The following is a 25,581-nucleotide window of genomic DNA, read 5'->3' on the forward strand; positions in this document are numbered from 1 at the left end:
TAAAATGCCCGTAAGCGCCCGGAAAGCCGGGCGCTTACGTTTGATTGATGTCATTGCGCGACGATGCTGCGCTCCTGCGCCAACTTCACCCAGAGGTCCATTTCCTTTTCGATCTGCGCTTTGAATTCCGTTGCCGACCCGGAGCCGGGCTGAACGAAATTGTCTGCTAGGACTTGTTTGAAACTGTCCTTCTCCAGTGCCTTGTGCATATCGGCGTTGATCTTCTCAACGAGTTTGGGATCCATGTTGCCGGGGCCAAACAGACCATTCCAGCCATCGATCTCAATGCCCGTGACGCCGTTTTCGCCGCTGGACTGCACATCTGGCAATGCGTCGTAGCGGTCTGGCCCAAGGATAACTAGTGGCTTCACCTGACCGTTGTTTACATATGGCATCACGCTTGCGGTGTTGCTGATATAGACATCGGCATGACCGCCCATCAGGTTGACCTGCGCTTCACCGCCGCCAGCAAAATGAACCACATCACCCGGAATATTGCCCTGCTGCATCAACAGTTCAGCAGCAAAGTGGCTCGAACTTCCCACACCCGCTGTGGAGAAGAACATGGGCCGCTCTTTCGCTTCCTTCAGGAAGTCGGCGAAGTTGCTGGACTTCACATTTGCCCCTGCCACGGCCATATAGGGGCTGGTCGCGACCATGCCGATTGGCGTGATGTCGGTTCTGGGGTTGAACGGCAAGGATTTCTGCACAGCGGGAGCGGCGGCATGTGCAGCCGTGTTCACAAGCAATGTGTATCCGTCCGGCTTTGACTTCGAAAGGAAGGCCGTGCCGATCATCGATCCGGCACCCGGGCGGTTTTCAACGATCACCGGCTGACCCCAAATCTGGTTCAGCTCATGCGCCAACTGGCGGGCGATAAGGTCGGTGGAGCCGCCGCCGCCATAGGGGATGATGATCGTAACGGTCTTGTTTGGAAAGTCATCAGCCACGGCTGTACCAGCAGCAGCGACGAGACCCAGCAATGCGAGCTTTATAAATTTAAATTTCATTCGTTTTTCCTCCCTTTTCATTTGATGATGGCAGGGCCGATTGAACGGCCCGGCCGATTTTTCACTCCCGCCCCTCCGTGGCGAGAGTTTCGAAACGAAGCTTTTCCCTCTTTCGCTGACGAAGCGCCGCAATCACGTTCCAGATCAGAATGGCTGCGGTGATTGCGAGGATGATGCCTGTAATAGGGCGCTCGACGAGGTGCGTGATGTCACCTCTTGCCAGAACCATGGCGCGGCGGAAGTGCTGCTCGATCAAAGGCCCAAGAACGAAGCCAAGCAAAAGCGGCGCGGCGGGGAAACCGAATATGCGCATGACATATCCAAGGAAACCAAAGCCGCAAACGACCATGACGTCGAAGGCACTGTATTGAACGCTGTAGGCGCCGATGCAGACGAACATGACGATTGCCGGGTACAGCATCTTGTAGGGAACAGAAAGCAGTCGAACCCAAAGACCGATCAAGGGCAGATTGAGGATGACGAGGAGCACATTGCCGATCCAGAAGCTCATAACGAGACCCCAGAAGAGGCTTGGCTGCTCGCTGATGAGCTTCGGGCCGGGATGGATGCCATGCACCATCAGCGCGCCGATCATCAGCGCCATCGTGGCGCTACCGGGGATGCCGAGCGAAAGGGTCGGGATAAAGCCCGTCTGGTCCGCGGCATTATTTGCGGTTTCGGGAGCGATAACACCCTCGATTGCACCCTTACCAAAACGCTCCGGCGTTTTGGAGATGCGCTTTTCCACGGCATAAGCCACGAAGGACGCAACGGACGGGCCGGTGCCAGGCAAAGCCCCGAAGAACGATCCGATTGTCGAACTGCGGAACATAGGACCCCATGATTGCCGGATATCGTCACGCGTCGGCATCATCGAGCGCATGTTGAAGGCTTTTGGATTGAGGCTGGACGTATCCGTTTTGCGAACGGAAATCATGATTTCCGTAATGCCGAACAACCCCATGGCGAGCGCACTGATGCTGAGACCATCCAGCACATCGAGAGAGCCGAACGTAAAGCGTTCCGAACCGCTCTGCGGATCCATGCCGACAGTCGCAAGCAGGATGCCCAGCACGACCATGGCAAGCCCTTTGACGACCGAGCCGTCTGAAATGGCCGATGCCGAGACAAGACCAAGAACCATCATAGCAAAATATTCTGCCGAGCCGAACGAAAGAGCCCATCCGGCAATAAGTGGCGAGAAGACGCTGAGCACGATGATCCCGTAAATCCCACCATAGAACGAACCGATGGCCGTCATCGCCAGCGCAACACCGGCTCTTCCCTGCTTGGCCATCGGGTAGCCATCGAGGCAGGTGACGGCGCTGGACGTGCCGCCCGGAATGTTCAACAGAATGGATGCCGTGCTGCCGCCATAGGCCGTGCCATAATAAATGCCCGCAAGCATGATCAGCGCGGTCGTCGGCTCCAGATGAAATGTCAGCGGAAACAGCATGGAGATCGCTGCAAGGGCACCGATGCCGGGCAATACACCCACGAGCGTTCCCAGGAACACGCCGATAAAGCAATACAGCAAATTGACAGGCGTCAACGCGGTCTCAAGACCGAGTGCAAGATTTGAAAGCAGATCCATCACAGCGACCAGTCAATCAGAGGAATGGGAAGCTGGAGACCAACAATGAAAATCAGCCAGGCCATGACACACAGCACGACGGCCAGCGTCAGGCTAAAAAGTGGGCGAAATTTCTCTTCGGCAAAGGTGGCAACGATTGCGCTGCCAGCGACAGCAGGAATGAGGCCGAAAGGCTTGATCAAAGCGCCGAAGACGAGAACGCTGCCGAGCACGATAATGGGCACGATCCAGCGAATTTCAGTCGGCTCTGCAATGCGGAAAAAAGCACCGATTGCGATGACCGTTCCGAAGACCGCCAGCAGACCTCCAAGGGCAACAGGTATCATGCCCGGCCCCATTCTGGTCACCGTCCCTGTCGAATAATGCAATGCAGCATAGGCAGCAAACGCCACCCCAAGCGCCAGCAAGAATAGTCCTCCGGCGAATTCTCGCCTATCCATATTCATCACGTGACGCTCCTCCTCTTCGTTACGTAACCCTCCACGGTCTTGCATTGATGAGGAATGCGCCGCCGACATTCAACTTGCAAAAAGGGCATGTCTGCATAACCAAATGTCAGTCTAACTTTTTCGTCCCGCGTGATCTTCTGGAAGAGTGAGTGGATAGGAGGCTGCTGTTTTGATCAAAGACCTGATGGATGCAGGATGGATTCACGATCCATCCGAGGGATTTATTGCTTATCTGGGAGGCGTATGGATCCGGGATACAAATGGTAAAAAGGAGTTCGGGTTTATCGCGGAAGAACGCCATGCCAACCGCAACGGCGTTGTTCATGGCGGCATGTTAATGACCTTCATGGACCGCGCCTTCGGAATGACGTCACGCCTCACATCAGGTGCCACCCGGGCTGCAACGATCAGCCTCAGCCACCAGTTCATGACCCCGATGGAGATCGGCCAGTTCGCCACTGTGACCCCTCGAATATCCAGAGCAAGTGGCCGCACATCCTTCGTTGACGGAACCCTTTTCCATGGCGAAACTCCCATCATGCACGCGCATGGCGTATGGCGGATCTCCTCTCGATCAGAGAGCTGAAACCTTCAGAATTTCAACAGGCTAGGCACTTTTAAGAACGCATGGCCGAAGGATATCTTGCCCTGCATCGCTGGTGGCCCAATAGAGCGGGCCACCCAGCCAGCGGGGAAATCCGAAGCCATTGACCATGACGACATCTACATCGCCTGGTGTTTCTGCAATGCCTTCCTCCATAACGCGTTCAGCTTCGCGCACCATGGCCGCGAGCGCCGCGCGCTGTATGTCGCGCACGGTGAGCTTGGCTTCAGAGATTTCCAAATCCACCTCAGCAAAGCGCTCACCATTCACAGTCAATGGTCCATCGGCAAAGCCGAAAGCTATGAGCGCTTCATTGATTTTTAGCGCGGATACGCCTTCAGCCGCCATTGTATCGCAGGCATTGCGGTAAGCTGCATGAACACGCTGACCGATGAAGCCGGGGGCATTCCCGGCGATGACAGCTTTGTAGCCGCACGCCCGTGCAAAAGCGACGCCCTGCGCCAGCGAAGACGCCGAGCTTGTCTCCGTTTTGATGACTTCAACAGCACTATCGCGGTCCCATGGGTTGATGAAATGAAGGTCAACAGAGCTTTCGGGAGCAAGGGTAAGGGAAAATAACCGCGATCCGGTGCGTGAAAGCACTGATGTTCCGGCGACGCTGCTTTCGTCTATCGCCGTAATCACACTTTCGCACTTGGACAGACCACCGATATCGCTCTCCACTGATAGGCGGTCCCTGGCAGCTTGAGCATTTGCGACAGACAGAGAACCTTCGTTGACTTTTTCACGAAGCCCGACGTCGATGGATGCTTTGAGAGACTTTCGATCCGTATCGAAAATCGTCACATGCCGTCCGGCGAGGATACCTGCCAACGCGATAGCACAGGCAGCCTCGCAAGCACCAACAATCCCAAGCCTCGACGGCATCTTGGCTTTGAATTCGGTATGCACTCGCCCGGCCGCTCTCTCCGCGAAAAAGACATGGCGATATGCGCGAGCATCGGGAGACGTTCGAAACTTCTGGAAATCCTCTCTTTCGGCCATAAGACCTTCGTTAAAGGGAAGATTGCCGACAGCTTCGATATGGCGAATGGCGGACAGAATGTGAGGCCGTCGACGCCCGGTAGCCACGGCCAGTTCCTCGGCGGCAAAGATGTCCGCCTCATGTTCCGGTAACACAGGCTTTTCAACCAGCCGGCGTTTGTTATTGAGGGCTTTTGCTGCCGTGATCGCGGCGAGCCGCAGATCGCCTGTCACGATCTCATCGATCATCCCCAGTGCTGCGGCCTCAGACGCTTCGATCCGGCGCGATGAGGTTATGAGTTCGATAGCGCGAATTCGCCCGATCAGCCGCGTCAACCGCTGAATGCCCCCAGCACCGGGGATCATGCCGAGCCCGCATTCAGGCAGCCCGACCATCGTACCCGGGTGCGCGACACGCATATCGCAGCCTAGTGCCAGCTCAAAGCCACCGCCCAACGCCGCACCGTGCAGGGCCGCTATCCACGGCTTGGCGCTGTGCTCGATGGCTTCTATGACGTGGGGCAATTGCGGCGGGTCCAGCGGAAGATCGAATTCCTTGAGGTCAGAACCTGAAATAAAGGTGTTCCCAGAGCCGATGAGAACGCCTGCTATGAGGGAAGGGTCAGCATCGACGCTTGCGATACAGTTTAGCAATCCCTGCCGGACCGCCGCAGAACCTGCGTTGACCGGCGGGTTGTCTATGACAATAACACCAATGTCTCCCTCACGTTCGAGACGAACCTTGATCATCAGGCAATCCTTTTTTGAAAGATGGACGCTGTGCAGCTTACGCGGCCATTATTTGCGCTGGTCGAAACGTCTTTCGAAGACATGTTCGGCTATTCTGTTCTTCATCATCTCGATGGAGCCGCCAGCAATCATCCAGCCTCGCGTTCGCTTGACGCAATATTCAACGAGGCTCTCGGTCGAATAGCCGTAGCCGCCCATGACCTGCATCGCTTCATTGGAAACTTCCCAACCGGCCAGATTGCAGGCAAGCTTTGCCATCGCGGTATCCTGCGCGCTCGGAAGCTCACCATCCGGGATATTGGCAGCGCGATACAGAAACATCTGTGCGGATTCCAGCTTCATTGCCATGTCGGCAAACTTCCACTGTATTCCCTGAAAATCGCAAAGCGGGCGGCCAAACTGCTTGCGGTCAAGCGCGTGCTGTTTGGCGGTCTCAAATGCATATCGACCAAGTGCCAGTGCGCGTGACGCATTGCCAAGGCGCTCGATGTTGAACCCGGCGATCTGGCGTTTGAACCCGCCTCGCCCGAGCAATATGTTGGATTTCGGTATGCGGCAATTATCGAAATAGAGAGGGCACCACTCCTCACCACTCATGAATGAAGAGCGCTCTCCAACAACAAATCCGGGCGTTCCGCGCTCAATCAGCACGGATCCGATTCCATCGACACCCGGTCCAAACCGGACATAGATCAGGAAAAGCTTCGCATCCGGGCTGTGTGTAGAAAAGACTTTCGAGCCGTTGATGACGATATCGTCACCGTCTTCCCTGGCGGATGTCGTCAGTTCGGTCACTGCGGAACCTGCATCAGGCTCGCTCATACCCAGCGATATCAGCATCCGGCCAGCGATGAGGTCCGAAAGCCAACGCTGCTTCTGCTCCGGCGATGCATATTCCACGAAGGTGCGGATAGGGCCGAAATTCCCCGCCTGTACGATATCGGCACTCTTCGGGCAGGCACTTGCAACGGTTTGAATGGCGAGGACGGCATCCATGAGTGTTCCACCCACGCCCCCATCTTCGGCACCAACAGTGATGCCGAGAAGACCCATGCCGGACAGTTTCTCAGCCACATCCCAAGGGTATTGCCGAGAATGCGCGCGCGCCAGAGCACCCGGCGCGAGTTCCGCCTGCGCAAATCGCTTGATCGCATCAACAAGCCCGTTCTGTTCCTCTGTGAGCATCTATCCCAACCTTTTTCCAATCAATCTGGAAGGTTTTGGGATAGTTCTTCGAGCGCAACAACTTCCGTTACATAAGCCAAGCCAAACATCTGATTATGGCCGCTGGCGACAGAGATCAGCTGAAACCGAAGAAACTCCGGGGGGTTTCGACCAGAATTTGCGCAAGCGCCGTCTCGCCCGCAACATCTGCCAGCGCATCGACAAGATCACCATCATCAGGCATGGGGCCGGAAAGATTGACATGTGGCCAATCCGTTCCCCACAGGAGCCGTTCCGGCGCGTGCTGGACCAGCCGTCGCATATAGTCCAGCACGTCGTCAAACGGCGCTGCTTTTTTGGAAAGACGCTCCACCCCACTCAGTTTGAGCCAGAACCGCCCGGTGTCGAGCAATTTGAAAAGCGTGCGCTCCACCTCGGCAAAGTCAACGCTATCGATGTCGGGGCGGGCCATGTGATCGATCACCACCCGGACAGGAAGATTGCGAATGACACTTTCCATCTCAATCAGGCCTTTGCCGGAGACGTGAACCGCAGCATGCCAACCATAAGGTTGAACCATATCGGCAACATTCATGACGCCCGCAATATCCGGCCTCTTCAAATGCGAGACAAAGCTGAAACGGACACCGCACACACCGGCCTCATCGAACTCGGCAAGCCTGTGGCCGTGAGTTTCCGGATCGATGACGGCGACACCTTTGTAGCGATCGGGATTTTCTCGCAACGCCGCCAGCATAGGTTCATGGTCATGGCCGTGGCCCTGGCTGTGAACAATGACGGCGCGCTCGATGCCAAGTTGGTCATGAAGACGACGCAGATTGGCTTCTGGCGCTTCATGCGGCGTGAAGGTTCGATCTGCCGGCAGGGGAAATCGGCTAAAAGGGCCATAGATATGGCAGTGGGAATCGCAGGAGTTGGCTGGCAGCGATACACGCGGCTGGCGAGCCTCGGAAACTGGCGGCAAGCCCTGCGGCTCAGGGGTGGGGGTGGTCTGGTTCAAGAGATTTCTCCTTAATCGCAGCGCGCGACCATGCCGCCATCGACGATCAGTTCGGTGCCTGTGACGAAGCGGGCCTCATCGGATGCCAGAAACAGCGCAGCATTGGCCGTATCTCTGCCATCACCCATGAAACCGAGCGGAATACGGGCGACGCGTGACTGCAGCAGCGCATCCACATCACCGCCTGCACGCTGTCCGGCAAGCCGTGCTTCCACCATGGGCGTGTGCATCTGGCCGGGAACGACTGTGTTCACGCGGATGTTTTTCTTCGCATATTCCACCGCTGTGACACGGGAAAACTGGATGATGGCCGCTTTGCTGGAAGCGTAGGCAACCTGTGGCGCGCCGGTATAGCGGATGCCGGAGGTAGACGCCGTATTCACGATGGCACCGCCGCCGACCTTCTCCATTTCGGGAATGACATGCTTGCAGGTCAAAAACACGCTCTTAAGGTTGAAATCCAGCTGCTTGTGCCAATTCTCCTCCGAAAGAGCGACGGCACCGCCGGGTGAAGAGCCACCCACATTGTTGATAAGAATATCCACGCGACCGAAAACCTCGATACAGCGGCGGACCATGGCCTCCACTTCGTCGTCCTTCGTGACATCGCAGAGATGCGTTTCGATGCTGGCCCCTGTCTCCTTTGTCCGCTCGACAGTCTCAACCATCGTTTCCGCACGTAGGTCGACAGCGAAAATCTTTGCTCCTTCACGACCGAACCTGACCGATGCGGCGCGACCATTGCCCCATCCGGGACCGACACAGCCTGCACCTGTGATAATCGCTACCTTGTCTTGAAGACGTCCTGCCATAATTCTTCTCCCATTTCGCATTGAGGTCGCCCATGACGACATGATGTGGTTGTCAGTGATCGAGCTCGAGCGGCTCACCATCCGGCGGCATGATTTCAAAGGCGTTCAGCGTCATTGAAACCAGCGTGTAGTAGCCAAGCAGACCCACCAGCTCGACGACGCCCTGTTCGCCCAGTTGATCGACAGCGAGCATGTGCGTTTCAGCCGAAACGATTTTCTTTTCGAGAAGCTCTGTGACGTAGAGGCGCAATGCCTCGGCCTTTTCATCGGCAATCGGCGCTGCCTTGCGTGCCGCGATAGCGTCTACGACATCAGGGGACACGCCCGCCTTCAATGCCTCGCGCTTGTGGATGTACCACTCGTAATGAGAGGTCCAGTGCCGGGCGATCAGCAGGATTGCCAGCTCCGAAAGCATTGGCCCCAGAATTGTGTCATATCGCAAAAACTCACCGAGCTTTTGCGCCCGCTCGCCTAATTCCGGGCTGTGGATCCAGGCGCGCAGAGGCGCTGGCATGCGGCCACGCTTGCCAGATGCGGCCTCTTCCGCGACACGTTTTTGCGCCTCGTCCATGTCGTCCAGGGATAGATCACGGATTCTCATTCGGTTTCCTCCATTTGATGTCTTGGCGATCGACGCTTGCGTGATGGACGGCGGACGCGATATTGAGCGGACCTTGGCTGCAAATCCGAGCCATGGCCTCGGATGGCGAGATGCTCGATTTCTCTGGAAAGTCACCGACAGATGGACATCAGGACACTTCGATATTTCGTGCAGGTGGCGAGAGCAGGCAGCTTCAACGCCGCCGCAGGGCTGTTGAACATTGCCCAACCCGCGCTGAGCAGGCAAATCAAGAAGCTTGAGGACGAACTTGGCGTCGGGCTTCTCCTGCGCCACGGAAAGGGCGTCGAAGTCACCGAAGCTGGCGCAAAGCTTCTGACGGAGGCCGAGGACCTTATCGATCACTTTGCCAGAACGATCACTTTGGTGAAGGCGGATGACAGAAGCTTTGCGGGAAATATTTCGCTCGGCGTTCCGCCAACATCCGGCATGCTGATTGTGCCAGAAATATATAAAATCTTTTCGCAGCGATGGCCGGACGCAACGCTTGGTATCCGCGAAGGCATAACCAGTTCTCTTGAGGAATGGTTGCTGGACCGCCGCATAGACATGGCCATCCTTCACAACCCTGTACCCATGGCCGGCATCCAGCTCAAACCGCTGCTTCAGGAGCAGATGGTTCTTGCAACGGCGCCGAACCCCGACTTTGACAATGATAGCGTGATCGGCTTCAACCAGCTTGCCCAATTGCCGCTGATCCTTCCCAGCCTTCCGCACAGCAACAGGAGGCTTCTGGAGCGATTGGCGCTCCAGAACAACACCCGCCTCACGGTCAAGCTGGAGGTCGACAGCATTCCCTTGATCAAGGCCCTTGTAAAAAATGGTGCCGGAGCGACAATCCAGACCTATGCTGGCGTCGCTGCCGAGGTCGAACGGGGAGAACTCTCCGTCCGCATTATCGACAGACCACGCATCTTCTCCACGGTTGCAATCGCAACGGCGTCCGAGAACAAGACCCGCTGGTTGACAACCGAGCTGGAGCGGCTTGTCCGCGCGCATGTCACCCACCTCGTCTCGACCGGACAGTGGGCCAATGCGAAAATTCTCGAGAACAGATGACATGGCCAACTCTTATGCGTGCGAGTGTGTCGCCGCAGGCGTAGGCACTGTGTCAGGCTCCTCTTCCACGTCAGTCTGCTGGAAGTCATACGCATCCCACTTGGACTGGTCGAAGGACTTTTCCCAGTTCGCGATGTAGATGGTGGCCACAGTGTTGCCAACGACATTGGTCAGCGCGGTGCAGGTTGCCATCAATCGATCGACGCCAAACAGAAGCCCGAGTCCACTCACCGGCAGGGTCTTCACGGTCTGAAGCGTTGCGGCAAGTTTGATGAATGCGCCGCCAGCAACTGTGGTGCCGCCCTTGGATGTCAGAAGCAGGATGGCAAGAACTGCCAGTTGTTGTCCAAGCGAGAACGGCGTGTCCGTGGCCTGCGCGATAAACGCAACGGCAATTGCCATATAGATCGACGTGCCATCAAGGTTGAAGCTGTAGCCGCTCGGCACGACAAAGCCGACGATGGAGCGATCACAACCGGCGCGCTCGAGCTTGCGCATGATTCTTGGGAGGACCACTTCACTGGACGCGGTGCCAAGAACAAGCAGAAGCTCATCGCGGATCATGCGGATCGCCTTGAACAGCGATAGTTTGATCGAGGCCATGACGAGCCCAAGGACCACCACGACGAAGAAGAGCGAGGTTGCCCAGTACAGGATGACCAGTTTTGCCAGATAAAGAAGCGTTGCCGCCCCGAATGCACCAACTGCTGCCGCGATGGCACCGAACGCGCCGATGGGTGCGAGCCTCATGATAAAGCCGAGGATGCGGAAGAGAACATCCTGCGCCTCACCAATACCGCGGATAAGAGCCGAATTTTTTGTTGCGCCACCGATGCTGAGTGCCGCGCCCGTCAGGACGGAGATCAACAGAATCTGAAGAATTTCACCCTTGGCAAAGGCGTCAACCAGCGTCGATGGAATGATGCTCATGAAAAAACCAAGAGCGGTGAAATGCGATGCATTATCGGCAATCTTGGTAACATCCGCGCCAACAACGAGGTTGGTTGCGTGCAGGCCGACACCGGGCTCGAACACATTGACGGCAACGAAGCCGATCCCCATCGCGATGGTCGTCAGCACTTCAAAATATATAATTGACTTGAGCGCAAGGCGACCAAGCTGCTTCATGTCGGCAATGTGCGTGAAGCCATGCACGATGGTACAAAAAATGATGGGCGCAAGCATCATGCGCAGGAGGCCGATGAATGCGTCTCCCAGGGGCTTCATGGCAACACCCGTCTGCGGCGCAATAATGCCCAGGGCAATACCTGCCAGAATCCCGATTATAACTTGAACATAAAGCTGTTTTAAATATCGCATGATATGCCTCCTCCCGGCTTGTTAGCCATCCAGAAAACATACGGGCGCGAATATTCCCGTCCAATACTATCGGCTCATGCCAAGCCATGCCGTTTCGGCATGACACCCCATTCAGCCCATCCAGCCAATATCCGAGAGTGTGTTGGCCATAAATGAGAGGCCTGCCTGAAGTTCCTCGCGGCTCACTGTTCCCCCGAGGCAAACTCTAACATGTTCATCCGGAGCGCCAAGGACGGTGAAGGCATCCGATGGCATCAATCCCACATGACGCCCTGCCATACGGCCCATCAACTCGGCTCGACTGGCACCCATCGGCAATTTCAGCCAGATGTTAAAGGCCTCAGGCTCTCCTAGAAACTCGTACCCTCTCAACGTCTCGGAGGCGATCTTCTGACGAACCGCACTTTCCGTGCGAACAAAGCGGCGGATAGCGTCCGCCGTACCGTCCTCAATCCATCGCGTTGCAAGGGCCATACAAATCGGAGAGGGCATGACCGCACTGGCTCGCAGCGCTTGCGCGAGCGCATATGCAGCCTTGGCGCTTGGCGCGACCGTATAGGCAAGGCGCAGACCGGCACCGAGGCATTTGGCCAACCCGCCGATGTGCCAGGTGAGATTGGGTGCCATAGTCGCGAATGGAGCTGGAGCCGACGCAGGAATGAAGCCGTAAGCATCGTCCTCGATCAGGGTCAGCCGATGCCGGATCAGCACTTCGGCGATCTCCATGCGACGCGCCTGCGGTATCGTTATTGTCGTGGGGTTCTGGACGGTGGGATTGAGGTAGAGTGCCTTGGGTTCATGGAGATGGATGGCGGCATCCAGTTTGTCGGGAAGAATGCCCGCACTGTCCATGGGTATGCCGACCAGCTGAAGTCCCATGCGCGCCGCAATGGCCCGCAGACCGGGATAGGTGATCGCCTCGCAAAGTATGACGTCACCCTGCCGCGTCATCGTCGACAATATGGCCGTCATCGTCGCATGTGCACCGGGCGTGATGGCGATGCGTTCGAGGCTTGGGACCATTCCTCTTTTGGAAAGCCAGGAGGATGCTGCCGCCTTATCCTGATTGCCGCCAATCGTTGATTGATATCGAAGCAGCGATATCAGATTGGCCGATACCGTGCGAAGGCCGTCCTGCATCCGCGCAATGAGCTCACCATCCTGCGGTTCAGGCGGCATGTTCATCGACAGATCTTCATCCCGGGAACGATGCGGGTTCGCCTCATGGCGGGAATGAGCCGGAGCGCAAGCGAATGTGCCACGCCCGACATGGCTTTCCACCAACCGCCTCGCATTCGCCTCAGCATAAGCGCGGGTGACGGTTGTAAAATCGATGCCCAGCCGCTCCGCCAGCTTGCGTTGGGGTGGAAGCCTCTCGCCCGGCGAAAATTCACCGCTTTTTATGGCGGCTTCAATGGCATCCACAATCTGCAGATATCGCGGCTTTCCATCCGGCTTTAATATTGGAGGCCAACTCGGCATAGGCTTTGGATTCTCACATCGGTTTCAAATTGTTTGCTATTGTATGGATCAGTGAACGCAATTTCAAGCGAGATGTTTGCCACATTTCAAGTTTAAAAACCGCGCAATATTTCGTCATATTGCGCCTATTTTCTCATCAAACAGCATCAAATCTTTGCATTACGGCAGAATCAATGAGCCGTTTTAGTTTTTATTGTATGGATATTACACTTGTTATTGATTCATACAATTTTCGTCGTACGCTTCAGCATCCAAACCGCAAACAAGGAGCGAGATAGATGCCTCAGGTAACGCAGGAAGCCCATAAGGACGGCGATTTCTTCGTGGATTACGAGTCCAAGGTTTTTGAAGATGTGAAGGCAGATCCGGGCGAAAAAGCGCTTGTTACCTTCCACACAGTCGCTTTCGAAGGCTCTATCGGCCTCGTCAATATCCTCAACGCGATCCGCCTTCAGCGTAAGGGTTATGAAACCTCTATTCTACTTTACGGCCCGGGCGTTACGCTTGGCATCCAGCGTGGTTTTCCCAAGCTTGGCGACGAAGCATTTCCCGGCCACCTGAATTTCAACAAGAACCTCGAACGCTTCATGAAGGAAGGCGGCAAGATCTACGCGTGTCGCTTTGCCCTTCAGGCGCTCTACGGTCACGGCGAGCCATCGCTGATCCCCGGGATCATCCCCATCCTCCCGCAGGACGTGCTTGACTGCGTGTTGATCCACAAGAAGGCCAACGCGCTGATCATTGATACTTGGACTGTGTAATCGACGCTTGCGCGGCGCGACTGTTTCGCGTCGCGCGCCAGCCTGATGATCGTAAAGGAGCCAGCCGTGTCCAGAATCGTTCGCGCCGCCGCCGTGCAGATATCGCCCGACCTCACATCGCGTGCAGGTACGATGGAGCGAGTGCTTAACGCCATCGGCGAGGCCGCTGACAAGGGCGCGCAATTCATCGTCTTTCCTGAGACATTCGTCCCCTGGTACCCCTATTTCAGTTTCGTGATGCCGCCGATGTTACAGGGTCCCGAACACCTTCGTTTGTACGAAGAGGCGGTCACCGTTCCTTCCATGGAGACGATGGCGGTTGCGGATGCGGCACGCAAACGCGGCGTTGTTGTTGTCCTCGGCGTCAATGAGCGCGATCATGGCTCTCTCTACAACACCCAACTGATCTTTGATGCAGACGGCAGCCTGAAGCTCAAGCGCCGCAAGATCACGCCAACCTACCATGAGCGCATGATCTGGGGCCAAGGCGATGGCTCTGGCCTGAAGGTTGTTGATACCGCCGTTGGCCGTGTGGGGGCATTGGCTTGCTGGGAACACTACAACCCTCTCGCCCGATATGCACTGATGGCTCAGCATGAGGAAATTCACGCGGCTCACTTCCCCGGCTCGCTGGTCGGCCCGATTTTCGGTGAGCAGATCGAGGTCACGATGCGCCACCATGCGCTGGAAGCCGGATGTTTTGTCGTGAATGCAACGGCATGGCTGAGCGAGGATCAGATCGCTTCGATCAATCCTGATCCAAAACTACAAAAAGGCCTGCGAGACGGCTGCATGACCTGCATCATCACCCCGGAGGGGCGCCATGTCGTGCCGCCCCTTGTCGATGGGGAAGGCATACTGATTGCTGACCTCGACATGAAGCTGATTACAAAACGCAAGCGTATGATGGACAGCGTTGGACATTATGCGAGACCGGAGCTTCTCCACCTCGTCCACGATGCGCGGCCGGCGCAACCGCTTGAAATGTTCCAACCTGAGCTTGCCCCGCGCGATGCCAATGACACCCCCGTAAAGCAGGAGCGTGAAGATGCGTGATAATGCTGGCACAGCTATTCCCGAGCTGATCAACGACCTGCAGACAAAGGGCATGCGACTTGTCGATCCACGCGCCGGACATGAGAGCCGCCGCGGTGGAGCTGGCCCTTCCGACCACAAGGCTGTGAGCTTCGGTGACACGACGGTCATGATCCCTGTTCACACAGCGCCGGCCTTCAACAGCCCTTATCTCGTGGAAGCGCCTGATCTGGAAGGGCGCTCGCGGGTCACCAAACACGGTGAGGAGGTCGCTAAGATCCGCTTCCCGAACCGGCCAAAATTCTACGATCTGGCAACCGAAGACGGCATTCCCTACAACAAGATTGCGGTGCTTCATTCCCGCGACGTTCTTGCCACCACGGTGCTGCAAACCTGCATCCGCTATGAGAGCCGGAAAAAGACGTGTCAATTCTGTTCCATCGGGCAAAGCCTCGCGGCTGGAAGAACCATTGCCCACAAGACACCCCAGCAACTGGCTGAAGTTGCAAAAGCTGCGGTCGAGCTGGATGGCGTGAAACACATGGTCATGACGACAGGTACGCCGCCGGGGCAGGATCGCGGCGCGTCGATCCTTGCGGACAGTGCACGTGCTGTCAAAGCCGTCGTCAACCTGCCCATTCAGGTCCAGTGCGAACCGCCGGAAGACGATGTGTGGCACCAACGCATGAAAGATGCCGGAGCCGATGCGCTGGGCATGCATCTGGAGGCCGTCACGCCTGATGTTCGCAACAGGATCATGCCGGGCAAAGCCTCAGTGCCGCTCGAGAAATACTTCAGCAGCTTCGAAGCCGCGGTGAAGGTCTTCGGACGTGGTCAGGTTTCCACATATATTCTGGCAGGCCTTGGCGATACGAGCGAAGCAATCCTTAACATTTCTGATCGGCTGGTAAGGATGGGCGTCTATCCCTTCGTCGTTCCATTCGTTCCGATTTCCGGCACGCCGCTGGAGAGCCACGCTGCGCCCAGCTCCGAGTTCATGGCCAGCATCCTGAAGCCATTGTCGCAGATCATCGTGGATGGTGGGCTGCGAGCAACGGACATCAAGGCTGGCTGCGGCAAATGCGGTGCATGTTCGGCGCTTTCAACCTATGAAAAACTGAGGGTTCCAGCATGAGCGGAATAAGCCACTCATCTTTCATCAGCCCGGAATTCATCATTCGTGCTGCGACCGAAAACTGGGAACTTCAAGGCGTTGCGCAGCTTCGCCACGCCGTGTTCGTTGATGAGCAGCGCATCTTCAAACTGCACGACCGTGATGACATCGACCAAGTCGCCATCCCGCTTGCGGCCATTACGACAATGGCGGCAGAGCCAGCCGAAATCGTGGGAACCGTTCGCATTCATCAGCCTTCGCCAGGCATCTGGTGGGGATCGCGTCTGGCCGTCGATCACCATTACCGGCGCGTGGGCAAGCTCGGCGCTGAATTGATCCGGCTTGCGGTCTGCTCTGCAAACGGCATGGGATGCACCGAATTCAACGCTCATGTGCAGGAACAGAACGTCCCCCTTTTCCGCCGCCTGCATTGGGATTGCGTCGGGACTGTCCAGCTTCACGGCGTGCCTCACATGCATATGCGCGCTTCGCTGGCCCATTACCCCGCAATCCTCAGCCCCGAAACAGGATGGTGCACCAGACCGCGGAGGGTGGGATGACGCTGGAAGCGCTTGCAAAAGAGATTGCCACTCATCCCTCAATACGCGGCAAGCTTGATATTGCGTCGTCCACCAAAGCTCTTGGGATAACCGCAGCAACGATTGGCCTTCCCGGCGATGATGCCGCCGTTATCGTGCGACCGGAAGGGGGCTTTGATCTGTTTGCGGGCGAAGGATTTATACCGCAATTCGTCAGCGACGATCCGTGGTTTGCGGGCTGGTGCGGCGTCATGGTCAACCTTTCAGACATCGCAGCGATGGGCGGTCGCGCAACAGCACTTTTGGACACGATCTGGGCACCGGATGTTGCAACCGCCGCCCCTCTTCTCAAGGGCCTCAGGGATGCGGCAGCAGCCTATGGCGTGCCCATCGTCGGCGGACATACGAACCTGCAAACCTCAGAGCTCGGCCTTTCGGTTTCCGTCCTTGGCCGTGCAACGCGGTTGATCTCCAGCTTTACTGCGCAACCCGGTGACGTCCTCGTCGCAGCGATCGATCATCGCGGCCATTATCGTCCACGTTTCGATAATTGGTGCGCGGCCCTCGATGCACCTCATGACCGCCTTCGCGGTGACTACGAGCTATTGCCGCAATTGGCTGAGGCCGGGCTTGTCACAACAGGCAAGGATATCAGCCAGGGCGGGATAGCAGGCACTGCATTGATGCTGGCAGAATGCTCACGCTGCGGCTTCGACATTGACCTTGACGCGATCTCTCTGCCTGAGGGCGCCGAAATAGGTCGATGGTTGCGAACATTCCCCAGCTTTGGCTTCCTGCTGTCTGTCGATCCCGCCCACGCCGGGCGCGTCTGCGCGACATTCGCTGCACGTGACATATGCGCTGAGGTCATCGGGCAAGCCACGGCGAGTGAGCAGGTCAATTTCAAGCGCGGAGATTCAATCGCACCGTTCTGGGATTACGGCGCTGCGCCTTATCTCTCTCTTCCCAAGGAGGTTTCCCATGCCTGAAGTTCACTTCACGATCCGCTGGCCGGATGGGGTGGAAGAGCAATGTTACTCTCCCTCGACTGCCATAATGAGCCACCTGCAGACAGGGCAGACCTATCCGGTTCCAGAGTTCCTGCAGCACGTACGGGCCGGTCTCAATGAGGCGTCGGACCGTGTCGCTGCCAAATACGGTTTCGCCTGCTCCTCCGCGATGGATCAGCTGGCCAGAATTGAACAGACAGCTGCAAGCCAGGCCCCCGATGGCCACGTTGCTTGCCTGTCATTTTCCTGAAGGAACAAGACATGACTGAACGTCTGGAGTCCAATATTCCGGTCATCATCATCGGAGGTGGTCAGGCTGGCTTGTCCGTTAGTTGGTATCTGACCCGTGAAGGTATCGAACATGTGGTAATCGAGCGCCACAGCCGGTTTGAGAGCTGGCGAAACAACCGATGGGACAGTTTCTGTCTGGTGACTCCGAATTGGCAATGCCGCCTGCCGGGCTGGTCCTATAACGGCAAGGATCCGAATGGCTTTATGCGCAAAGACGAGATCGTGGATTATCTCGACGGCTTTGCGCAAAGCTTCAACCCGCCCTTGCTTGAAGGCGTGGATGTAACAAAGGTAGAGCCTCGCGCCGAGGGCGGCTACCGTGTCGAGACCACGGCAGGTCATTGGCTGGCCGACCAGGTTGTCATCGCCACGGGTGGCTACGATCATCCCATCGTGCCTGATTTTGCCAAGGACATCGATCCCGCCATCGTGCAGATTCACTCGCGCGAGTATCGCAGGCCCTCGCAACTGCCAGACGGCGCGGCCCTCATCGTCGGAACGGGCCAATCCGGTGTTCAGATCATGGACGATTTTCATCTGGAAGGTCGCCCGGTCCACCTCGCCGTCGGTCCTGCTCCGCGTAGCCCGCGTAAGTATCGCGGTCGTGACGCAACGGACTGGCTCTATGATGCCGGCATTTATGATGTGACCATTGATAAGCACCCGGATCCTGTAAAAGCGCTGACGCAAACCAACCATTACATGTCGGGCAGAGATGGCGGGAAGGAAATCGACCTGCGAAAATATGCAAATGAAGGGGTCAAGTTGTACGGCTCTGTCGCGGGCGGCGCGGGGTCCATCATGAATTTCCTTCCGGACCTTGAGAAAAATCTCGATGACGCAGACCGGAGCTATCTGGGAATCTGCAAGCAGATCGACGCGTGGATCAGTTCCCAAGGCATCGATGCACCCGAAGAGCCACCCTTCGAGAAGGTGTGGAGACCGGAGCGCGAAATCGAGGAGGTCGATATTGCGGCAGCGGGGATATCATCGATCATCTGGGCCATCGGCTTCCGCCCCGACTACTCCTGGCTCAAGGTCGATTGCTTCGATGAACGTGGCAAGCCGAAGTTCCAGCGGGGCGTGACCAACGCGGCGGGCCTTTACTTCATTGGTCTGGGTTGGCTTAACACATGGGGTTCGGGCCGCTTTCTCGGGATCGATGAAGATAGTCAGTTCCTCGCCAAGGAAATTGTCGCGCGCCAAAAGGCAAGGTTTGCAGCATGAGTCTGAGGCCATGCCCGACGCAGTCGCAACAGGACGAAACAGAGAGCCATGTCCTCGGCATGGCCGAAATGGGTTATCGCGGCCTTTCCGAGCAATGGCTTCTGAGAAGGGCGGGCGATCTGCATTGGCGGCTGATTGCAAAAGCGATGGGCCAACAGGAGGCGCAGTTCAAATGCGCGAAAGGGGAGCCGCTTTACGCAGCCTTCTGCTCCACAAGCCTGCGCTTGAGCAATCCCGACATTCCCTCTCTCGGGGGACGTCTTGAATTATCAGGAGAGTTGTTCCGCACATCGCAGCAACGGCTCGCATCCCGGCTAAGGGTTAGGTTCGAAGGAGACATCATCGGTGAGCTGATACTTGCGTCTACATTTGTCGGACGGTCTGCCGATGGAACCAACCACACGATTGTTCGGCGCAGCCCGAAAGTCATGGCGGTTCCGCCAGATGCACCATTGTCGGTGCAGCGCAGTGTTGACAGAGGCGCGGCGGCGGCCCGTTCGATCCTTCAGAAAAATCGAACCGGGCTGGACACATTCACTGAAGAAAAAATCCTTCCCTGCCCGGCGACGGACTTCAACGCCGCTGCCCTTCTTTACTTTCCGTCCTATAGCGCAATCGCAGACCGCGCCCTCTTCCAAGCCGGGGAAAGGCGACCGGAGCTTTTAGCCTCCAGACACGTGTCTTATGTGGGCAATGTGGAGCCGGGAGAACCGATATTGGTCACATTCAAGCGCTTTTACCGAGGTTACCTCATCAATTTCTTAGGCGCTAGAGATCGACCCCTCGCAACTATGCGAATCCGTTTGCAGCCATCGAGACGCCAGTCGAACAAGGCCGCGCTGCGATCCTGAGAAAAAGGCAAACGTAGTTGCAGTCAGTTCTGCATTTATCGCAAAGCACTCATGCCGGGGCTACCCGGACGGGAATGGACTTCGCCGCCGGTGTCTTGCTCTCCTCATCGTGCTGCCACAGTGGAATGAGTGAATTGCATTCCGGGAAGTAGCCCGCGCAGGTGCCGGGCGGCAGATCGTAGTCGATGAGTTGCATGCCGGTCAGCACGCGCACAATGCCATCATCTACTGCGGTGGTGATGCTGGCCAGCCCATTCTTGGCAATTCCCAGTCGGACACGATCGTCCGCATTGATCAGCAGGATCATGCGAGATTTGTGGATGCCGCGCAGCCGGTCGTCATATCCATAGACAGTGGTATTGAACTGATCATTGGACCGCAGGGTGATAAGGCTCAGCACATTGCGATCTTCGCCCGTCGAGAAGCCGGAACAGAGCGCCTTCGGCAGCTTGAAATTCGCCTTGCCGGTGTCCGTTTCCCAAACACGGTTTCTGGCCGCAACGGGACGCGGGAAACCACCGGGAATATCGAGACGCTTGTTGAAGTCCCGGAAAGGCTCAGGGAAAGTCGCTTCGATGGCATCTCTGACGAGGGCATAATCACCAACCCATTCGTCCCATGGAACCCTCAGATTGGGCGTGAGCGCCTGCTTTGCAATTTCGGCCACGATCCGGGGTTCTGATAACAGGCTTTCGGCGGCAGGCTTGTATTTGCCGCGTGAGGCATGAATGCAGGTGGTTGAGTCCTCTATTGTGACAATCTGCGGACCGGTTGCCTGTTCGTCGACTTCCGTTCGCACCAAGGTTGGCACGAGATATGTCGTTGCACCTGTTATCAGATGACTTCTGTTAAGTTTTGTCGCGATCTGCACCGAAAGATCCAGCCCGCGCCATTTCTCTTCCATCAAGGTCCGCTCGGGAATGGCGCGAACGAAATTGCCGCCCAGCCCAATGAAGGCCTTGATACTGCCGTCGATGATGCCTTCACACGCTTCAACCGTGTTGACGCCATCCTTGCGCGGGGGTTCGAAGCCATATTGTTCGGCCAGCACATCGAGCGGAACCAGCTTTGTCTTTTCGGATATGCCGACCGTTCTTTGACCCTGCACATTGGAGTGGCCACGCACGGGACAGATACCGGTGCCGGGTCTGCCAATATTGCCGCGCATCAGAAGGAGGTTGATCAGCATCTGGACATTGCTGAGGCCGTAACGATGCTGTGTGAGACCCATTCCATAGATGGCGATGACGTTGCGGGCCTGCGCATATGTCCTTGCCGCCGCCTGGATAGAAGAGTGGCTGAGGCCGGACGTGGCAAGAATATCTGACCATGACGTGGTCCGGACGTAGCGTTCAAATTCTGCAAGACCGTGGGTATGTTCTTCGATAAATGCGACATCAAGGACGCGTGCTTCCCCCGACACGATAGCTTCATCATCCCATTCGAACAGACACTTTGCCATACCAACCATCGCAGCGACATCGCCACCCGCACTGACCTGATAATATTGTGTTGCAATATCGGTCGGCTTGTTGGTCAGCATCTGCCCGGGACGCTGTGGATTGACGAATTCCAGCCAGCCACGTTCTTTCAGAGGATTGAATACCACGACAGGCGCACCGCGTTCCCGCACCTCCTGCAAGCTGTGAAGAAGCCGGGGCGCATTTGTGCCGACGTTCTGACCAAATGAGAGAATGCAATCCGTATGGTCGTAATCCTCCAGCAGGACCGTTCCGACTGGAGTTCCAATGCTCTGCGGCAGCGCAACGGAGGTCGTTTCGTGACACATGTTAGAACTGTCTGGAAGATTATTGTTGCCATAGAGGCGTGCCAGCAACTGATACATGTAGGAAGTTTCAAGAGAGGCGCGGCCGGACGCATAAAAGACGACAGACTCTGGATCATAGGCTTTGAGTTTAAGACCAATATCCGCGAATGCCTCGTCCCAGGTGACTTGTTGATATTTGTCGGTTGCCGCATCGTAACGCATCGGATGCGTCAAACGACCTTCATTTTCCAGATCGTAATCGGACCATTGGAGCAATTCGGTGACTGTGTGTTTTGAGAAAAACTCCGGCGTGGTGCGCTTGGCCGTCAGGTCCCAGAAAGTCGCTTTGGCGCCGTTTTCGCAAAACTCCGCCGGATGCGGCTTGCCGGGCTTGGCCCAGGCACAACTGGTACAGGCATAACCACCCTTCTTATTGTGGTCGGTCATCAGACCGGGAGCGGTCCTGACAGCTTTTTGCGTTACGGCGTTTTTGACCACGGATTTGATTGATCCCCAACCACCAGTGGGCATCGTGTACGGCGCATATTTGACTTTTTTCACTGGGCCAGCCTTGTCTTGTGCATCGGTGGCAAACCACGGCAGGGCCGAGTTGTTCCACGCAACGAGGCATTCCTGCGATCGTACTCTGTCGGATTTCATCGCCGTCTTCGCTCGCGCGCTTTTTCGATGGGATTTCAAGTTTTTGGTCGGGACATGTGCTAAGGGGATACATCATCACCCAATTGTCGGTGACGTTTGGGGAACATGAGATGAAACTGAAACCGACTTTTATTCGCAAGCAGCAGGAAAGCATTTCCTACGAACCCTCAGATTTTGCGAAGAGACACGGCATCCATCTGGAAGATGCGAGACGAATTCTGGCGCTTCACAAGGGCGATCACGATTCTTCAAACAGAGCGGCGCATAATCTCAACGGGCTCAACTGACGGCGCAACATTTTACCGCCCTGCAACAACTGGTGGACCTCTCGATTTCATATCGCTGAGGCTGCACTCAGATGCTATTGGAAAGCGGCAGGCTCGCAACAGAGCATCGCAAAGGGTGTATTGAGAACCAAAGCGGGTTAGATCGTATGGCCATTTTGAACAGACCACGAAGCTCAGGGCCGTATCCTGACAGGGATATTGCCTGCCAGGAGGCAGTGGAGCAGTCATTTCTGCTGATTGCTCAAGGTTTGAAGCCCGATGACATCACAGCTGCTGCCGGCGGTAAGCTCGTGCCACAGCTCATGGCCCTTGCAAGGCAGGCCGAAAGCGTTGGCTGGAGCCTCGAGGAAGCGGAAGTCGCAATCAGTGATTTGTCGCAGAATCTGCTAGACGATATGGCGCAGATGTAGCGGCCTCAAGATCGAACGAGTGGCGAGCCGCTCGACCGATCTTTGTCCATAGAGCTGTTCCCCCACCGGTCCAGACTGAACCCGTATTCACGGTGTCCAGTCCGACCGGTTCGGGAAACCACGTGCAGTTCAACTCTCGCTAACCTCAGGCAGCAGTCGCAGGTGCCAGCTCAAACTCGGCTGTCGTGAAATGTGTCTGCCGTGCCAGATGCCCCTCCAGTATCGACAGAATATCGCCATCGACGTCCTGTTCGAATTTGCGTGCGAAAAGATTGTGGCTTGACGTCAAGGCCGCCGCGTCCTCACGGCCGTAAGTCCTTGGCCGCAATTTTATGTCGCCATCCGGCACCCAGTCGATCATGCGTAGATCATCATTCACGATCTCGCCATGCACGGGGTTGTTCATCATAACGGTCTGGAAGAACCCCTCGTCGGCAATGAAGGTGTTGCGGTAAAATGCCTTGTAGCGATCGGCACGGGCATCGTAGCATACGAAATCGCAGAATGCCCGGCTGACGATCATCCACTGGTTGCCGATATAAGGTGTTGCCCCTTCGATGAACGGCCGCATCGTCAGCGTCTGTTCAATCTGGCCGCCTGTTTCGATAACGAACTCACCAATGCGGCGCATCGTGTCCGGACGGATTTTCTCCTGATCGAGAACCTTGATATATTCCCGGCCTGGATGGTCCGTTAGATAGGCCATGATCTGGGCCTGCGTTTTCAAGGGAAAATCCTGCCCGCTCAGATTGATGAAGTGGCTCCACTCGCCATTCATCGCCAGCAGGTGTTCCATCCCGCGAAGTTCGGCATCGACGAGACTATAGCCCCCCCACAGCGCCGCGTGACCCTCCATCACTTCGGCGTTGGAATAAGGCTTCAGAAAGTTGCTGATATCAGCATTCAGCGCCTCGCCGGAGTTCTTGTCGACATGGACCACATAGCTATTGCGCGGATCATAGATCGCCTTGAAAAGACGTTTGAACTGCTTGGGAAACCGGTGAACGAGAATCAGATATCCGATCATGCCTCGACACCTGACATCTTTGCGCGCATCAACGGTGAATATTCCTGCGTCTCTTCGTAAGCTGCAGGGTTCGCGGTGTTAGCAAGAGTTACCATAATAGGATCCTTTCAGGATCGATGCCCGGGATCACCGCACTATGCATCGCGCCTGTCGTCAGTCGACGACAAGCGGGGGCATTGATTGGTTGCATGGACAAGCGTCACGGACACACCGACATGGGAAAAACCATGTCTTGTTGCATCAGCGAATTGGGTAGATGGACACCATCTATAGCACCCAACCCGTATTTAACCGCATGATTCTGCGCTAAAGGAGAGCCCGTACAGGAATTTATCCACCAGAAGCAGAGCCAGTTGCGATATGAGAGGCATTTATGCTGACTTTGCTCCTTCACATCGGGCAAGATTTGCTATATGTGCCCGTCAAAAGGTCTTGTAGGGCGATCTTTCTGTAAAAAAAATGCAGGAGAAGATCGACCTTCAGCGCCAAGCAATCTATGAAGGCGGTTCAGACAAAGGGTGGGAAGTGTTTTCTCACCGCAAGCACCAATCCGCACCATGTGCGGGACTAAAGAGATGAGGAACTAAATTGAAGGTAGATGTGCGTGATAACAACGTTGAGCAGGCCCTGCGCGTGCTCAAGAAGAGAATGCAGCGCGAAGGTCTCTTCCGCGAAATGCGTCTGCGCGAGCATTTTGAAAAGCCATCGGTAAAGCGTGCCAGAGAAAAGGCAGAAGGCGTTCGCCGCGTTCGCAAGATGGCTCGCAAGAAGCTGGAACGCGAAAGCGGTATTGCTGCTCCTAAGAAGGCAAGCAGACCTGCTCGTTAATTTCTAAGACGAGCAGACGGCAGATTTCTGCCAGATATTTTGAAAAAGTCCGGCCGCTTTCAATCTCTTGATGCTACCGGGCTTTTCAACCATGTATAAAGCATGGTCGTACGCTTTTAACGCAAGTGGCGAAATGAGCTACTAAGTCGACCTTCGCGCCACACTCGTGGCGCTATCCAATCCGCTGTATTGGCTGGCTCGCTGTAAAGCGTACCGTAAGGTTTCATGCGGGCACGACAGCAAATATTCAAAACATCGCCAGATAAACTCCTGACCGCATCAATCTGATGCCGCCAACATCGGTCTATGGTGAATTTCGCTTCGCGCTGCGCGCACGAGCGCTACACGCCACCAAAACTTCTGATTGCAATATACGGCGAAAGAGCGCATACCAGATTTCGCTCAGCAGCTCTCCTTCGGACGTTGCTCGCAGCTTTCGTCAGGATTGCCACATGAACGTGCAAGAGATGACGACGCCTGAATGCCAGGCCATGCTTGAAGCCAATAGCATATGTCACTTGGGCTGTATCGCAGCCGGAAAACCCTATATCGTGCCGCTCCAGTATATTTATCGCGGCGGTATGCTTTATGCCTTCTCGATGCCGGGAAAGAAGATCGAGAGCCTGCGCGCCGATCCACATCTCTGTCTGCAACTGGATCAGGTCGAGACAAAACAGGAATGGCAAAGCGTTCTCGTCGAAGGACGTTACCAGGAGTTGCCTGATGATGAAAAATGGCACGGGGAGCATATGTATGCCTGGTCGCTTCTTCAAAAGAAGAACGACTGGTGGGAACCCGGCGCCTATAAGCCAGCCGGGATGGAGACCCCCAAACCCGCATCTTTGCCTGTCTTCTTCAGTGTAGAGATCGACACCCTGTCGGGCCGCCGTGCGAGAAACGATTAG

General features: G+C 56.1%; 26 protein-coding genes. 14 read left to right on the forward strand and 12 right to left on the reverse strand.

The window, feature by feature from the left end:
- Positions 1-50: 50 nt before the first annotated feature.
- From IFT53_RS11620 to IFT53_RS11630, 3 genes are all read right to left on the reverse strand, one after another.
- The gene (locus IFT53_RS11620) at positions 51-1,010 is read right to left on the reverse strand and encodes a Bug family tripartite tricarboxylate transporter substrate binding protein (RefSeq protein ID WP_192064833.1); all 960 of its coding nucleotides are present in this window, start codon (positions 1,008-1,010) and stop codon (positions 51-53) included.
- A 61-nt stretch (positions 1,011-1,071) separates the two neighbouring features.
- Positions 1,072-2,604, reverse strand: coding sequence for a tripartite tricarboxylate transporter permease (locus IFT53_RS11625; RefSeq protein WP_192064834.1), 1,533 nt, complete (start codon positions 2,602-2,604; stop codon positions 1,072-1,074).
- Positions 2,604-3,050, reverse strand: coding sequence for a tripartite tricarboxylate transporter TctB family protein (locus tag IFT53_RS11630; RefSeq protein ID WP_244656312.1), 447 nt, complete (start codon positions 3,048-3,050; stop codon positions 2,604-2,606). The genes IFT53_RS11625 and IFT53_RS11630 overlap by 1 nt, the downstream gene beginning before the upstream one ends.
- Before the next feature lie 172 nt (positions 3,051-3,222).
- Here IFT53_RS11630 and IFT53_RS11635 point away from each other — a divergent pair, with 172 nt between their 5' ends.
- Positions 3,223-3,639: a PaaI family thioesterase gene (locus tag IFT53_RS11635; RefSeq protein WP_192064836.1), complete on the forward strand. Its 417-nt coding sequence runs from the start codon at positions 3,223-3,225 to the stop codon at positions 3,637-3,639.
- A 21-nt stretch (positions 3,640-3,660) separates the two neighbouring features.
- On the opposite strand, the gene IFT53_RS11640 is transcribed toward IFT53_RS11635, so the two are convergent.
- The 5 genes from IFT53_RS11640 to IFT53_RS11660 all read right to left on the reverse strand — a co-directional run bounded on the left by IFT53_RS11640 (position 3,661) and on the right by IFT53_RS11660 (position 8,989).
- Positions 3,661-5,391: an enoyl-CoA hydratase-related protein gene (locus IFT53_RS11640; RefSeq protein ID WP_192064837.1), complete on the reverse strand. Its 1,731-nt coding sequence runs from the start codon at positions 5,389-5,391 to the stop codon at positions 3,661-3,663.
- A gap of 48 nt (positions 5,392-5,439) precedes the next feature.
- Positions 5,440-6,576: an acyl-CoA dehydrogenase family protein gene (locus tag IFT53_RS11645; protein WP_192064838.1), complete on the reverse strand. Its 1,137-nt coding sequence runs from the start codon at positions 6,574-6,576 to the stop codon at positions 5,440-5,442.
- A gap of 115 nt (positions 6,577-6,691) precedes the next feature.
- The gene (locus tag IFT53_RS11650; RefSeq protein ID WP_244656291.1) at positions 6,692-7,576 is read right to left on the reverse strand and encodes an amidohydrolase family protein; all 885 of its coding nucleotides are present in this window, start codon (positions 7,574-7,576) and stop codon (positions 6,692-6,694) included.
- A gap of 11 nt (positions 7,577-7,587) precedes the next feature.
- The gene (locus IFT53_RS11655) at positions 7,588-8,388 is read right to left on the reverse strand and encodes an SDR family NAD(P)-dependent oxidoreductase (protein WP_192064839.1); all 801 of its coding nucleotides are present in this window, start codon (positions 8,386-8,388) and stop codon (positions 7,588-7,590) included.
- Between the two features lie 52 nt (positions 8,389-8,440).
- On the reverse strand, positions 8,441-8,989 hold the full coding sequence (locus tag IFT53_RS11660) for a carboxymuconolactone decarboxylase family protein (protein ID WP_192064840.1): 549 nt from the start codon (positions 8,987-8,989) through the stop codon (positions 8,441-8,443).
- A gap of 141 nt (positions 8,990-9,130) precedes the next feature.
- Here IFT53_RS11660 and IFT53_RS11665 point away from each other — a divergent pair, with 141 nt between their 5' ends.
- Positions 9,131-10,066, forward strand: coding sequence for a LysR family transcriptional regulator (locus tag IFT53_RS11665; protein ID WP_192064841.1), 936 nt, complete (start codon positions 9,131-9,133; stop codon positions 10,064-10,066).
- Between the two features lie 12 nt (positions 10,067-10,078).
- Here the strand turns inward: IFT53_RS11665 and IFT53_RS11670 are convergent, their stop codons facing one another.
- On the reverse strand, positions 10,079-11,386 hold the full coding sequence (locus IFT53_RS11670) for a cation:dicarboxylate symporter family transporter (RefSeq protein ID WP_192064842.1): 1,308 nt from the start codon (positions 11,384-11,386) through the stop codon (positions 10,079-10,081).
- A gap of 111 nt (positions 11,387-11,497) precedes the next feature.
- Entirely contained in the window at positions 11,498-12,868 is a 1,371-nt protein-coding gene (locus IFT53_RS11675; protein ID WP_192064843.1) for an aminotransferase-like domain-containing protein, read from the reverse strand.
- Between the two features lie 278 nt (positions 12,869-13,146).
- Here IFT53_RS11675 and IFT53_RS11680 point away from each other — a divergent pair, with 278 nt between their 5' ends.
- From IFT53_RS11680 to IFT53_RS11715, 8 genes are read left to right on the forward strand one after another with little or no spacing between them, the layout of a single operon-like run.
- On the forward strand, positions 13,147-13,629 hold the full coding sequence (locus tag IFT53_RS11680; protein WP_042616674.1) for an MSMEG_0572/Sll0783 family nitrogen starvation response protein: 483 nt from the start codon (positions 13,147-13,149) through the stop codon (positions 13,627-13,629).
- A gap of 45 nt (positions 13,630-13,674) precedes the next feature.
- Positions 13,675-14,685, forward strand: coding sequence for a Nit6803 family nitrilase (locus tag IFT53_RS11685; RefSeq protein WP_192064844.1), 1,011 nt, complete (start codon positions 13,675-13,677; stop codon positions 14,683-14,685).
- On the forward strand, positions 14,678-15,799 hold the full coding sequence (locus tag IFT53_RS11690; protein ID WP_192064845.1) for an MSMEG_0568 family radical SAM protein: 1,122 nt from the start codon (positions 14,678-14,680) through the stop codon (positions 15,797-15,799). The genes IFT53_RS11685 and IFT53_RS11690 overlap by 8 nt, the downstream gene beginning before the upstream one ends.
- Positions 15,796-16,338: an MSMEG_0567/Sll0786 family nitrogen starvation N-acetyltransferase gene (locus IFT53_RS11695; RefSeq protein ID WP_192064846.1), complete on the forward strand. Its 543-nt coding sequence runs from the start codon at positions 15,796-15,798 to the stop codon at positions 16,336-16,338. Before IFT53_RS11690 ends, IFT53_RS11695 begins: the two co-directional genes overlap by 4 nt.
- Positions 16,335-17,306: a sll0787 family AIR synthase-like protein gene (locus IFT53_RS11700; protein ID WP_192064847.1), complete on the forward strand. Its 972-nt coding sequence runs from the start codon at positions 16,335-16,337 to the stop codon at positions 17,304-17,306. The genes IFT53_RS11695 and IFT53_RS11700 overlap by 4 nt, the downstream gene beginning before the upstream one ends.
- Complete coding sequence (locus IFT53_RS11705; protein WP_192064848.1) at positions 17,299-17,577, forward strand: MSMEG_0570 family nitrogen starvation response protein; 279 nt, start codon at positions 17,299-17,301, stop codon at positions 17,575-17,577. Before IFT53_RS11700 ends, IFT53_RS11705 begins: the two co-directional genes overlap by 8 nt.
- Positions 17,578-17,588: 11 nt before the next feature.
- Entirely contained in the window at positions 17,589-18,845 is a 1,257-nt protein-coding gene (locus tag IFT53_RS11710; protein WP_192064849.1) for an MSMEG_0569 family flavin-dependent oxidoreductase, read from the forward strand.
- Positions 18,842-19,696, forward strand: a complete 855-nt coding sequence (locus IFT53_RS11715; protein WP_244656292.1) for a Pnap_2097 family protein — start codon at positions 18,842-18,844, stop codon at positions 19,694-19,696. The genes IFT53_RS11710 and IFT53_RS11715 overlap by 4 nt, the downstream gene beginning before the upstream one ends.
- A 49-nt stretch (positions 19,697-19,745) precedes the next feature.
- Here the strand turns inward: IFT53_RS11715 and IFT53_RS11720 are convergent, their stop codons facing one another.
- A complete protein-coding gene (locus IFT53_RS11720) occupies positions 19,746-21,995 on the reverse strand; it encodes an FdhF/YdeP family oxidoreductase (protein WP_197980232.1) in 2,250 nt (749 codons plus the stop codon).
- 239 nt (positions 21,996-22,234) lie between these two features.
- On the opposite strand from IFT53_RS11720, the gene IFT53_RS11725 reads away from it, so the two are divergent.
- A complete protein-coding gene (locus IFT53_RS11725) occupies positions 22,235-22,411 on the forward strand; it encodes a hypothetical protein (protein ID WP_192064850.1) in 177 nt (58 codons plus the stop codon).
- A 215-nt stretch (positions 22,412-22,626) separates the two neighbouring features.
- Positions 22,627-22,821 (forward strand): hypothetical protein, encoded by a 195-nt coding sequence (locus tag IFT53_RS11730; protein ID WP_244656545.1) that lies wholly within the window; start codon positions 22,627-22,629, stop codon positions 22,819-22,821.
- Between the two features lie 145 nt (positions 22,822-22,966).
- Here IFT53_RS11730 and IFT53_RS11735 read toward each other — a convergent pair whose 3' ends face one another.
- Positions 22,967-23,848 (reverse strand): beta-1,6-N-acetylglucosaminyltransferase, encoded by an 882-nt coding sequence (locus tag IFT53_RS11735; protein WP_192064851.1) that lies wholly within the window; start codon positions 23,846-23,848, stop codon positions 22,967-22,969.
- Positions 23,849-24,436: 588 nt separating this feature from the next.
- Between IFT53_RS11735 and rpsU the strand changes: the two genes are divergently transcribed.
- Positions 24,437-24,676 (forward strand): 30S ribosomal protein S21, encoded by a 240-nt coding sequence (gene rpsU / locus IFT53_RS11740; RefSeq protein WP_042616682.1) that lies wholly within the window; start codon positions 24,437-24,439, stop codon positions 24,674-24,676.
- A gap of 452 nt (positions 24,677-25,128) precedes the next feature.
- Positions 25,129-25,581, forward strand: a complete 453-nt coding sequence (locus tag IFT53_RS11745) for a pyridoxamine 5'-phosphate oxidase family protein (RefSeq protein WP_052496751.1) — start codon at positions 25,129-25,131, stop codon at positions 25,579-25,581.

The sequence above is a fragment of the Rhizobium sp. CFBP 13644 genome (assembly GCF_014842165.1).
Taxonomy (GTDB): Bacteria; Pseudomonadota; Alphaproteobacteria; order Rhizobiales; family Rhizobiaceae; genus Agrobacterium; species Agrobacterium tumefaciens_C.

Excerpts from the sequence above, each read along its gene's own strand:
- IFT53_RS11745 (WP_052496751.1), top strand. The coding sequence starts at position 25,129 with ATGAACGTGCAAGAGATGACGACGCCTGAATGCCAGGCCATGCTTGAA.
- IFT53_RS11715 (WP_244656292.1), top strand. The coding sequence starts at position 18,842 with ATGAGTCTGAGGCCATGCCCGACGCAGTCGCAACAGGACGAAACAGAG.
- IFT53_RS11665 (WP_192064841.1), top strand. The coding sequence starts at position 9,131 with ATGGACATCAGGACACTTCGATATTTCGTGCAGGTGGCGAGAGCAGGC.
- IFT53_RS11680 (WP_042616674.1), top strand. The coding sequence starts at position 13,147 with ATGCCTCAGGTAACGCAGGAAGCCCATAAGGACGGCGATTTCTTCGTG.
- IFT53_RS11725 (WP_192064850.1), top strand. The coding sequence starts at position 22,235 with ATGAAACTGAAACCGACTTTTATTCGCAAGCAGCAGGAAAGCATTTCC.
- IFT53_RS11705 (WP_192064848.1), top strand. The coding sequence starts at position 17,299 with ATGCCTGAAGTTCACTTCACGATCCGCTGGCCGGATGGGGTGGAAGAG.
- IFT53_RS11690 (WP_192064845.1), top strand. The coding sequence starts at position 14,678 with ATGCGTGATAATGCTGGCACAGCTATTCCCGAGCTGATCAACGACCTG.
- IFT53_RS11735 (WP_192064851.1), bottom strand. The coding sequence starts at position 23,848 with ATGATCGGATATCTGATTCTCGTTCACCGGTTTCCCAAGCAGTTCAAA.
- IFT53_RS11625 (WP_192064834.1), bottom strand. The coding sequence starts at position 2,604 with ATGGATCTGCTTTCAAATCTTGCACTCGGTCTTGAGACCGCGTTGACG.
- IFT53_RS11620 (WP_192064833.1), bottom strand. The coding sequence starts at position 1,010 with ATGAAATTTAAATTTATAAAGCTCGCATTGCTGGGTCTCGTCGCTGCT.
- IFT53_RS11700 (WP_192064847.1), top strand. The coding sequence starts at position 16,335 with ATGACGCTGGAAGCGCTTGCAAAAGAGATTGCCACTCATCCCTCAATA.
- IFT53_RS11670 (WP_192064842.1), bottom strand. The coding sequence starts at position 11,386 with ATGCGATATTTAAAACAGCTTTATGTTCAAGTTATAATCGGGATTCTG.
- IFT53_RS11660 (WP_192064840.1), bottom strand. The coding sequence starts at position 8,989 with ATGAGAATCCGTGATCTATCCCTGGACGACATGGACGAGGCGCAAAAA.
- IFT53_RS11655 (WP_192064839.1), bottom strand. The coding sequence starts at position 8,388 with ATGGCAGGACGTCTTCAAGACAAGGTAGCGATTATCACAGGTGCAGGC.
- IFT53_RS11685 (WP_192064844.1), top strand. The coding sequence starts at position 13,675 with ATGATCGTAAAGGAGCCAGCCGTGTCCAGAATCGTTCGCGCCGCCGCC.
- IFT53_RS11720 (WP_197980232.1), bottom strand. The coding sequence starts at position 21,995 with ATGCCCACTGGTGGTTGGGGATCAATCAAATCCGTGGTCAAAAACGCC.
- IFT53_RS11710 (WP_192064849.1), top strand. The coding sequence starts at position 17,589 with ATGACTGAACGTCTGGAGTCCAATATTCCGGTCATCATCATCGGAGGT.
- IFT53_RS11675 (WP_192064843.1), bottom strand. The coding sequence starts at position 12,868 with ATGCCGAGTTGGCCTCCAATATTAAAGCCGGATGGAAAGCCGCGATAT.
- IFT53_RS11645 (WP_192064838.1), bottom strand. The coding sequence starts at position 6,576 with ATGCTCACAGAGGAACAGAACGGGCTTGTTGATGCGATCAAGCGATTT.
- IFT53_RS11695 (WP_192064846.1), top strand. The coding sequence starts at position 15,796 with ATGAGCGGAATAAGCCACTCATCTTTCATCAGCCCGGAATTCATCATT.
- IFT53_RS11630 (WP_244656312.1), bottom strand. The coding sequence starts at position 3,050 with ATGAATATGGATAGGCGAGAATTCGCCGGAGGACTATTCTTGCTGGCG.
- IFT53_RS11640 (WP_192064837.1), bottom strand. The coding sequence starts at position 5,391 with ATGATCAAGGTTCGTCTCGAACGTGAGGGAGACATTGGTGTTATTGTC.